Origin of the sequence: Flagellimonas rhodophyticola (assembly GCF_049332665.1) — a bacterium.
Taxonomy (GTDB): domain Bacteria; phylum Bacteroidota; class Bacteroidia; order Flavobacteriales; family Flavobacteriaceae; genus Flagellimonas.
On sequence record NZ_CP186326.1, the window covers coordinates 2,143,941 to 2,155,667 of the forward strand.

The following is an 11,727-nucleotide window of genomic DNA, read 5'->3' on the forward strand; positions in this document are numbered from 1 at the left end:
AGTAATAGATTTTATAGATGAACTACGGCTTTTTAAAGTCGAAAGATAATTAGAATTATATAAGTTTAGATAATTACAATTAGAATATTAAGGTCCCAAATCTGATATTCTTCAAACAAGACTTAACCTATGCTCCCTCGAAAAACAAGGCATTTGCTATATGCCGTGTTATTGGTGCTGATATCAATTTGTTGTTCCACGGTACTAGCAAAAAATGAAACGAGCAAGATACTTGATTCGCTTGTATCTTTTGTTTCAGACTCTAAGGCGGTAAATGAAACCGAATTGTCCTCAAAAGCTTCTTTGGGCAATGCGGATTTTTCACCAACAGCTTCCAGTAGTATGTTCATGACCATCATCCAAGGTGCGGATGAGGAAGTGGTATGTCCAAATGATGGTAGTACCTTGGCGAAATTCTTCTTGTGTGGTACAAGTGATATTAGAACTCTTTCGCTGAGCCAGTCTGGAGGCAGCTATGAGTGGCAACGATTGGACACCAACTCTTGTGCTCCAACCGTAATCGAGGATTGTCCTACTATCAACGCTGCCTGTACATGGAATACTGTGGGAACAGGTTCTACTTATAGCTTGAGTTCTGCCGGTGAGTTTAGGGTAAGAGTGAATTCAGGTCAATATTTCTATTTTAAATCTACGCTTAACCCATTGGACCCTCAATTAATAATGGAGGATATCATTTGTGGTAATCCTGGTAGGGTAGAAGTAACCAATGTTCCGGCGGGATATGAGTATAGTTTGAACAACTCTACCGGCCCTTATCAAGATGATCCGTATTTTGATGTTACCACTCCTGGTAATTATATGGTTTGGGTGCGATTAAAGAATGTATCTGCAAGTGCCTGTTTATTCCCATCAAACACCGTTAATGTTCAGGATTTAGATATTACGGTTGACGTCACTGCTAATGATATTTTATGTAGTAGTGAGTTGGGAAGTATTGACGTAGCAGTTTCTGGAGTACCCGGTTTTTATACCTATCGTTTAATTAAAAATGGTGTCACTGTAGATACCTTTGGACCAAACGGTTCTGATACGTACACATTTGCCAATGTAAGTCCAGGAACATATAGTATTAGGGTTGAGACTAATGATTGTTCGGAGACCATTACCACGGATACCACAGGAAGTCTTATTGAAATTGGAAATGGCATCAGTCCATTGGATGTTTCGGCAACAGCTTCGGCCAGTTTTGGATGCGGGGCCACATCTGTTGATGTTGATTTAACAACCTCTGGAGGAACTGCGCCTTATCGTTTTAGTGTTGATGGAGGTCCTTTTAGTTCTACTTACACCGGCGCTACAACATTTACGGTAACAACAGCAGGTACTTATGCCATTTTGGTAGAAGATGCAAATGGATGCCAACGAAGCGCTTCTGTAAATGTTCCTGATATTCCACCACCAATTTTTAACATCACAGAAGAAGATGCAAATTGTGGAGGTGCTAACGATGGTAGAATAACTATTAATGTAACTAGCGGATTTGGTTACGAAATCGAATATAGTATTGACAATGGAGCAAACTATCAGATCAGTAACGTATTTTCAAACTTAGCTCCGGGGACATATGATATCGTATTAAGATACGAGCAAGATTCTTTTACCTGTACCACGACTCCTATTGTTGGTACCGTTGGGACCCCTTCCAACATAACAGCTACGGCAACTCCAGATACCGTGCCTACCTGTTTAGATGAAACAGGAGGGCAGATTACCATTTCGGGAGTTTCTGGGGGAACTGCACCTTACGAGTACAGTGTGGGCGCAGGATTTGGAACAAACCCTGTATTCTCAAATCTTGGTGTGGGTACATACACCCCTCTGATCAGAGATGCCAACGGATGTGTGCAACCTTTACCGGATGTTGTCTTTAATACATTGGATAAGCCGACAGATTTGGATTTCTCCATTTCAAGCTTAGATTGTATTACTACAACCGCAACAGTTGCACTAACAGTTACTGGAGGAACCGCACCCTACAATTATGAAATTATAGCTCCTGCGGGAAGTGCTATTAACAATGGAAATAACGATACATTCGCCGGGCTTGGATTAGGAACCTATACATTCAGAGTTACAGATAACGAAGGATGTTCTTATGATGAAAATTATGCTATTACCGATATAAGCTCAATTGGAGTTCAAGCACAACAAACCCGAGTTGTTACCTGTGTGGGTGGTTCGGATGGCGAAGGACGTTTTCTTGTTGATGGATTCAATTCAACATACAGCTACAGCATAGATGGCGGAACTGTGTTTACCGCACAGAATGCTGGTGTAATTCCAGTAGTAGGACTGGCAGCAGGAAGTTATGTAATTTCTGTAACCGATGAAGAAACCAATTGTACGGATACAGCAACCTTAGTTATTGAAGAGCCGTCAACAGCTTTTGCCATTTCCGGTTTAGATGTGACTGATATGAGCTGTCAAAATGGAAACATTGGTTCCGTACGCGTTAATACCGTTGGTGGATGGGGAGGTAATCGTTATACACTAACACAACCAGATAGTTCTACAAGAGGGCCTCAAAATGGAAGTGTGTTCGCTAACCTTTCTCAAGATGGCCTTTACCAGGTCAGTGTAACCGATGCAAATGGATGTACACTTACGGATACTTTTACCCTTACAGCATTACAAGCCCCAACATTAACGTTGGATACAGGTGCTTCTGATTTGTGTTATGATAATTTCAATGCTGCAACATTAGTTGTAAATGCCACTTTGGGAGCAGCTCCATATCAATACAGAATCAATGGAGGAGTTTTAGGAGGAAGCAATACTTTTTCAGGGCTTACCCCAGGTACCTATACCATAGAAGTTGTGGACGCCAATGATTGTCGTGATACCGTGACTCAAACTATTCAACCACAAGTTACAGCCACCGCCACAACCATTCAAGAATTGGATTGTGCTGGTCCTCCTGCACAAATACAAGTGAATATTAGTAATGGATATACCTCTGGTGGTGATTATGATATTTACGAAGTAAGTATAAACGGTGCTGCTTATACATCGGATAATAACAACATTACCGGGAATTCCTTTATCTACAATATACCGAACGATGGTTCAATTATAGCTGATACTACATACCAGTTTATGATTACGGACAGCGAAGGATGTACAACCGAATCAAACACTGTTACAATTACGCCACCAGAAACCATAGCAGGTTCTCTTGTGGGTACGGATACCCAGTGTGGAGATAATACTAGTGGTATTATAGAGTTGGTTCCTGATACGAATCAAGGAGTTCCTCCTTACGAATTTAGTAATGATAATGGAGCAACTTTCAGCACTCAAAATATCTTTTCCGGTTATGGACCTGGTACACATGGAGGGTTTATAATTCGAGATAGTAGAGGTTGTGTGAGTCCAGCTTACAACACTACCATTGCCGCAAGTGCGCCTTTGGATGCCACTGTTACGCCAACACCTGCAGTTTGTTCCGCAGGAAATGTTCTGGGGTCTATTTCTACCACTATCAATAACGGAGTGGCACCTTTTGATTATGTATTATTGGATGCTGCTGGAAACTTGGTCGCCCAATCAATTGGAACCGGAAGTACAACTGTGAACTTCCCAAATCTTGGCGTTGGAAATTATACCATAGTGACCACCGATGCACAAGGTTGTGAGGATAGAGATAATGTTATCCTAGACCAAAACGTATTGGATTTGATTCCGTTGGATACGCCACCTGCACTTTGTACCGATCCTTTTATTTCTTATCGGGTACAAGCAACTGGAGGTACCTCACCATATGAGTTCCGATTGGTCGGAGATCCTACTTTTGTTTTGGCCAATGTAAATGGTGTGGACATTCATGATTTTTCTGCCGTAGTTACTTTTGGCGTTACATATTTTGTTGAAGTAAGAGATGCATTGGGTTGTACTTATATTGAAGAAATTGACCCGATTGTGCCCCCAAGTCCGGTAACGGTAACGGCAACTTCAAATACTGCATCTTGTAATGTAGCAGGGAGCGGTGAAATAACTTATGATGTTTCTGGCTTACCGGCCAATCCCGCAAACTTTGAAGTTACTCTTGAAAATACGGATACAGGTGCTACCATATCAGGACCTACTTCATTTACAAATGAGCCACTTCCATTCAATGGTACATTTACAGGCTTGGCGCCAGGCAACTATCAAATTATTGTTACTGATACCGATACAGGATGTAGTGCGAGTACTTTAGTATTTATAGGTTTCAGTTCTCCGAGCATTGTTGTGGATAGCAACGTTGAAGCTACTTGTAATGCTGGAGCTTTCGTTACCGTTAGAGGTTTCGGTGGAACAGCTCCATTCGGATATGCCTATGTCCCTAACGGAGCAGCAGCGCCTACTGTTTTTGGCGCGGATACTACCTTTGAAATTCCAGGACCATACCCTGCAGATTATGACTTCTATGTGGAAGATGCAAATGGATGTACTGCCCTAACCACGGTTACAGTAACCCAGGAAGCTGGAATTCCAACACCTGCCATAGATGTTACAAATCAATGTACGGCCACAAGCGGTTACCAAATTGATGTAACAGCACCATTGTCCACAGGTTCAGGATTGCCGGAAGAAACCTTTATGTATGACATTGGAAGCGGTTTCCAGAGCAGTGCCAATTTCGTAGTTCCAAACCCAGGAAGTTATGTAATTACAATTCGAGATGGTAACGGATGTACGGATACCATAACGGCAGAGGTATTTGATTTCTTCGCGATTACGGCGGATGCCACATCCTTCCCAACTTGTAATGCGGGAGATGGTGTAATTACAGTGAACACGACCGGAGGTAGTGGTAATTTCGAATTCCAATTACGTGATGCCGGTACTTTGGCCAACATTGGTCCCGCGCAAAGCACGAATGTTTTCAACAGCGTTTTGCCAGGAGATTATAATATTTTGGTTACGGACTTAAGCTCCAACACAACACCTTTATGTTCCGATGAAACTATTGTTAACGTATCTACCGTTAATACCCCGATAATTACGGCTACACCGGTTACCGATATAACCTGTAATGGAGCAGGGGATGCTTCAATCTTTGTTGAGCTTCAACCAGGAAGTGATACGGATACCCCAATGAGCTATATTCTGTATGATGGAGCTGGTTCTACGGTACTTGTCGGACCACAAGCTTCACCATTGTTCGATAACCTAGGTCCAAACACATATCAAGTTGAGGTAGTTTCGGACAGAGGATGTACTGATCGCTCAACTGATGTAATCATAATTGAACCGGCAATACTGCTTGTTAATGCAGCAAACACCCAGTTTAGCTGTAATCCTTCAAGCAACCAATTCAGTACGGCAACAATTACAGTCTTCACGGATACTAATGGAGATGGTACTGGAGCAGCAACTGGAACTGGACCTTATACCTACAGTATGAATGATGGCACACCACAATTTGATGGAACCAACTTTCAGACTAGCAACGTTTTTGAGGTGATAGACAATGGTACTAACCAAAGTATTATTCTCACAGCAAGAGATCAAAATGGATGTGAGGAAACTACCACGGTCAACATAAACACTCCAACCGACATAACATTTAGTTACAATGTAGGAGAGATTACCTGTGATGCTTCAGGAACAGGAGTAAACCCCGGATTCATTGAAATTATTGTAAATGAAGGTCCCGGAAACTATGAAGTGGAAATATTACCATTAGGTTCTGAACCAGCACGAAATTCTTCCGGAACGGATCGAGTGACCTGGCCAATTTCAACACCGGGTGACTATATTTTTGCTGTTACTGATATAGGCAGTGGTGGGTGTTCTTACTTGACGGCTACTATCAATATGCCGGAATACAATAATATTGAAGCCGTAATCGCTGAGGTACGACCTGTTACCTGTTTTAATGGTAATGATGGAGAAATTAGTCTGGCCATTAACAATTATAGTGGTACTTATAACTATGAAGTTTTCTCAAGAGACAACTCAGGAGTTGAAACCACTACTGGAGTCACAGGAAGTTTTGATACCAATACCCCAATAAACAGTCCAGAAATTATTACAGGTGTTCCTGCTGGGAACCTTGTGGTACATATTGAAGCTCTCGCTTCCCCGTTCTGTGATGTAGTAAGTAATGTAGTTACAGTAAGATCACCCGATAGGGCACTTTCGGTAACTGCAGTGCAAACAACAGAAGTAACCTGTAATGTTCCCGGATTCGGTGAAATTACCGCTTCTGGAGATGGTGGTTGGGGTACCTATGAGTACCAGTTGATTGCGCCGGACGGTATCACTGTTTTGGTAGATTACCCCAATACCAATCCAATATTCCAAGACCTATCCACGGGAACATATACTATTAACATCAGGGATTTAATGGGTTGTGAGGAGACAACAAACATCAATTTGCCGCTACCTACACCAATTTCCGCAGATATTCAAGTGGTACAACCTTTGCGTTGTAACAATGACAACGACGGTATTATTGAAGCACATAACATCGCTGGAGGACAAGGTCCAGGCAACTATCTCTATCAATTAAACCGAATAACAGATGGCACCAACAGTGGTTTACAGACTACACCGACTTTTGCAAACCTGTCCGCTGGTGAATATACTATTACCATATTCGATGGATGGAACTGTAGTTTCACAACCATTCCAATAACTGTTCAAGATCCTGAAATTGTTATAGCAGAATTGAGGGAGTTACAACCTCCCGGTTGCGGGGATTTAGGAAGGATGGAACTTACGGTTACCAACCCAGAAGTGGGTGTGGATTATTTCTACCGCAGGTCAGGAACTGCAGACCCATTTACACCTTTCGGAGCTGGAATGTCAAGCGTAGAAATCGCAGCAGATATTACCATAGATCCAGGGCCGTTCCAGTATGATGTTCAAAATTCAAACGGATGTCCATTTGAACTATCCAACCAGATTTCTTTGGATCCGGCTGCTCCATTAGTAATTGCATTGGACTTGACCAACGCAACCATCAATTGTGCTGGAGAAGCAACAGGGATTATCCGATCAGAAGCGTTTGGTGGAATTGGAAGCTACGTGTACACACTTTTAAATTCAAATACACCTCCTAACCCTACCGCTTTGAATACCGTAAGGCCAGCTCAGTCTTCTGGGATATTCAGGAATCTTGACCCTGGAACATATTACGTTTATGCCCAAAGTGGAGGATGCGAAGCAATATCTGATCCAATAGTTATTGAGCCTAAACCACCATTGGTACTAGACTATTTGGAAGCAGTTCCTGTGGTTTGTGCAGGTGATGAAAATGGACAAATTATTATTGAGGCTAGTGGAGGTACTGGAGACATTCGATACTCCATTTCTGACAATTTGAGCGAATTCTTTGAAGGAAACGACCCTGTTAATCCAAATAGAAAGACATTCAATGATTTGGCTCCACGAACCTACGATATCATTATTCAAGATGATCTAGGGTGTACCATTACCAGAACAGTAGAAATTACACAACCAATGGAGTTGGTGGCAAGTGTGGTGACGACAACACCAGAGACTTGTTTGGGAGATGCTGATGGTACCCTCACATTGGGTATATCTGGAGGTACTGCACCATATTATACCAGTGTAAATTCTTCTGATGATGCAGATTTCGAGCAAAACAACAGCTTGTTTTTTGATAACCTGATGGGTGGAGAAACCTATGTGATTTTTATTCGTGATGAAAATGGCTGTCAAACAAATGTTACGGCTGAAATTGGAATAGGAATTGAGCTAATGGCAGAACCTATAGTTGAATATGGTTGTGAGGGAATTTTCCCGAACAGTACCGCTACCGTTTCCATTGCGGATACATCTTTAATTCCAAGTTTGTTGTTTTCTCTGGATGTTGACGACGTTCAATTGGCTACTGATCAACGGGTCTATGGAGATTTACCACCAGGAGAACATACCGTTTATATTTATCACCAAAATGGATGTGTCACTTTTGTAGAATTTGAAATAGATGCTTATGAGCCATTAACGCTGGAAGCTACCAAAACAGGTCCAAATGAAATTACGGCAATGGCTACAGGCGGATTTGGAGGCTATGAATATTTCTTCCAAGGAGAATCGTTTGGGGATGTAAATACTTTCAACGTCAACGTTGATTCCAATATCAACATAATGGTGAGAGATCAAAATGGTTGTGTGGCCAATTTGGTTATGCCATTCAACTTTGATGGAATGCCATATTTTCCACCATTTTTTACGCCAGATGGCGATAATATGAATGATTATTGGTATCCTGGAAACAGAGAATTCTTTCCGAACATAGATGTCATTATCTACGATCGTTATGGTCGTGTGGTGGCTAGACTGGACCAAGTGAAAAAATGGGATGGTTTGTATGAAGGCAACCCATTACCTACTGGAGATTATTGGTATGTTGTAAATGCAAACGATAGGGAAAAACAACAATACGTTGGGCATTTTACATTGTACCGATAGCACGAAGGTGTTTTTTGATTATATTTAGAGCATGGTAGAACGAAATCAAAATTGTTTTGATAAGATGCTTCTAAACTTAACCAAATGAATAAAAATGTAACTGCCCAAATCCCTTCTTTTCTTACAACTGAACCTGCTGACCTTGATTATTCCATTTTTCAATTAAACCTCTATTTAAATGGATACGGTAATGCTTTCAAACCTTATAAGATTGACTATCATTTGTTGCTCATGAGCTACCATTTATGGGAGGGTAAGGACTTGGAAGAATTCTGCCAAAAGCAAACAATTGGTTATTTTCTCATGAATCCTATAAATGATTCGGCTGAGGCCCGCGAGGCTTTTTACTTGGATGTACGGGAATTTTTGTTAGGGATTTAGGACTCCACTATTTCTAGTTTTTATCTTGTACATCTTATAATTGTATATTTGCTATAAACGATTGATCAGATGAGGATAAGAACTCAGACCTTAAGTAAATATATCACAGAGACTGATCATAAGATGGCTGTGATCTCAAATGCCCTTGCACATCCCTTAAGAGTTGCACTTGTAAGATACCTCAGCACGAAGAACTATGGCAGGGGAGTGGATAATATTACCTGCAACAAAGATTTAGTTCAAATGTTCGATTATTCTCAATCTACCGTATCTCAACACGTCAAGATTTTAAAAGAATCAGGTTTGTTCATTACCGAGAGCAAGGAAAAGTTCACTTTTTACTACCTAAACAAGGAGCTTCTGGAAGAGTATAGAAGTTTCTTGGATCTGTAATACCTCATTATTCTGTCAAGATATTGTTAAATATAAAAGAGGATATAGTTTTTTATTTAAATTCGTTTATCGTTAATAAGCGATTTAAAACTATATCCTATGACCAAAAATTTACTTTACTCTTTTGTATTGGTATGCAATCTTGGCATATCTCAGACCATTCATCAGTTAGAACCTGCTAAGGATCACTATCGAACGTTGGAGGCTTTAAGTGCTTCACCAAGGGCCCAAAGTGCCGATTTAGATAAAATTAGTTACCCTCCATCGGAGTATAGGAGTGGAACCTTGATATATACCATGGTTACCCCACATTATTTAACTGCAAAACAGGTGGACCAACTGAAGAATTCTATTCAGTTTCCAGCAAATAGCTCAATTCAAACCAGGGCCGAACTTGATTTTTTATTGGAATGGCAGAAAAATAGAACCGCAGCACAAGAACATCGTTCCAGCAATATACTGGCACCAATAGGTTATTGGCCACATGTTGATATTTTGGAAGACCATCAGCGCTATGATGAAAATTTGGGACACTTATTTTATATCGGTAGAGCTGTATTAGGAGCAAATTGTGATGCCTCGACGTATCCGGCCACAGCTAAACTCCTTAGAGGAATTACCAAGGATATGAGAATCATGGAATTTACCGTCAAATATCACTTGCTACGCGCTCGTCCATATCATCTTGAACCAAAATTGAACCCACTTGCACGTATTTCTTCACCCTCTTTTGCAAGTGGCCATACGCTATGGGCCTACATACACGCCTTTGTTTGGAGTGAGCTTGTACCTGAAAAAAGACAACAATTTTTAGCCAAGGCCTATGAGGTTGGGGAATCTCGTGAAATCATGGGAATACATTACCCGAGTGATGAAGAAGCTGCAAGGATTTTGGCACATGGAATGCTTTCGTCTATGTGGGATAATCCCAAGTTTAAAAAGGAATATCTTGCGGCAAAAGCAGAATGGAAATGAAATTGAGCAATACATTTTTCATAAAAGCGACTCTCTTGTTTATCGGATTGGTTGTTAGTTGCGCGGATTCCAAAACGGATGAACCAAATAAAGAAAAAATCGACAACGACATTTTCGTTGAAGTCACCGAGGGACGAATTGCATTGGATGGAGGTGTATCAAGAGGTGTTGCTTGGGGAGATTATGATGCGGACGGAGACCCGGACCTCTATGTTGCCAATTCAAGTGGACAGTGGAATGCCATATACAGGAATAACGGAGATGGAACTTTCAAAAAAATGACTGAAGGTGGAGGTGATATAGGAGCAATTTCAGAGACTGTGAAACACGGAGGAAACTCGGAAGGGGTAAATTGGGTTGATTATGACAATGACGGTGATTTGGACTTGTATGTTGTGAGTAGAGGAGAGGAAGGGAATTTTCTGTTCGAAAATTTGGATAATTCGAGTTTCAAAAGAATAACGGATAGCCCTTTAACAGCTGAAGGAATTAGCGCTTCGATGGCCTGCTGGGCTGACATTGAAGGGGATGGAGACCTTGATGTTGTTGTAGTGGCTAGCGGGAGCGGTTCCAATCTGGCATTTAAAAATCTGGGAAATGGGAAGTTTGAAAAACTTGACGGTCATATACTTTCCAGTGGAAATGGCAGAGGACGGGCCTGCGCCTGTGGAGATTCCAATAATGATGGATTACCTGAATTTTATATTGCCAACGCAAGGACAGGGAATGAATATTATGCAAACCTTGGTGATTGGAATTTTGAATCGGTAAATGAGGGGCATATGGTTGAAGACATTGGATATTCCTATGGGGTGTCTTGGGCCGACTATGATGGAGATGGAGACCTTGACCTTTTTCTTGCCAATTTTGATAAACGCAATTTTCTCTATCAGAACGATGGTCAAGGAGTTTTTACGACCTTGACCAAAAGCATTCTAACCACGGAAACAGGAGGGGCTTCCAAAGGACATTCCTGGGGAGATTATGATAATGATGGTGATTTGGACCTTTTCATTGCAAACGGTACTTATCGACCTAAAATGAACAACTTCCTATACCTTAATCAAGGGAAAGGCGATTTCGTTAAGGATTATTCGGAGATTATCGTAAAGCATGCGGATACTTCCGCTGGAATGGCACATGCAGACTTCGATAGAGATGGAGATTTGGATATTTTCGTGGCCAATTGGGGTAGCTCTGACCAAATAAACCGATTCTATAAAAATACAACCAGTGGAAAGCATTGGATGTCTTTGCGATTGACGGGAAAAGACGCCAACAAATATGGTATTGGTTCACGTGTGACCCTTTTTTATGATATGCATTCCCAAACCCGATGGATGTATCCGGTAACAGGTTATGGTAGTCAAGATGACTATGAGCTGCACTTTGGATTTGGAGCGGTTTCCAAAATAGACTCGTTACAGCTTGTTTGGCCAAATGGTCAAACAGATGTGCATAAATCCATTGAAATAAACAAACACTATTTGGCTGTTGAAGGTGGGAATTTGGAGGTCATCAATTAACCGT

General features: G+C 41.2%; 6 protein-coding genes. 5 read left to right on the plus strand and 1 reads right to left on the minus strand.

The genetic code is table 11. The features are described from left to right. Positions 1-122: 122 nt before the first annotated feature. Entirely contained in the window at positions 123-350 is a 228-nt protein-coding gene (locus ACOKFG_RS09720) for a hypothetical protein (RefSeq protein ID WP_422861143.1), read from the minus strand. Between ACOKFG_RS09720 and ACOKFG_RS09725 the strand changes: the two genes are divergently transcribed. The 5 genes from ACOKFG_RS09725 to ACOKFG_RS09745 all read left to right on the plus strand — a co-directional run bounded on the left by ACOKFG_RS09725 (position 349) and on the right by ACOKFG_RS09745 (position 11,723). Then, positions 349-8,448 (plus strand): T9SS type B sorting domain-containing protein, encoded by an 8,100-nt coding sequence (locus ACOKFG_RS09725; protein ID WP_422861144.1) that lies wholly within the window; start codon positions 349-351, stop codon positions 8,446-8,448. The two genes, ACOKFG_RS09720 and ACOKFG_RS09725, sit on opposite strands and share 2 nt — an antisense overlap. Positions 8,449-8,532: 84 nt before the next feature. After that, complete coding sequence (locus tag ACOKFG_RS09730; protein WP_298793769.1) at positions 8,533-8,829, plus strand: hypothetical protein; 297 nt, start codon at positions 8,533-8,535, stop codon at positions 8,827-8,829. Between the two features lie 69 nt (positions 8,830-8,898). Then, positions 8,899-9,222, plus strand: a complete 324-nt coding sequence (locus ACOKFG_RS09735; protein ID WP_422861145.1) for an ArsR/SmtB family transcription factor — start codon at positions 8,899-8,901, stop codon at positions 9,220-9,222. A 99-nt stretch (positions 9,223-9,321) separates the two neighbouring features. After that, positions 9,322-10,197: a phosphatase PAP2 family protein gene (locus tag ACOKFG_RS09740; RefSeq protein WP_299172383.1), complete on the plus strand. Its 876-nt coding sequence runs from the start codon at positions 9,322-9,324 to the stop codon at positions 10,195-10,197. Further along, positions 10,194-11,723 (plus strand): CRTAC1 family protein, encoded by a 1,530-nt coding sequence (locus ACOKFG_RS09745; RefSeq protein ID WP_299172386.1) that lies wholly within the window; start codon positions 10,194-10,196, stop codon positions 11,721-11,723. The genes ACOKFG_RS09740 and ACOKFG_RS09745 overlap by 4 nt, the downstream gene beginning before the upstream one ends. The last annotated feature ends 4 nt before the right edge of the window (positions 11,724-11,727 follow it).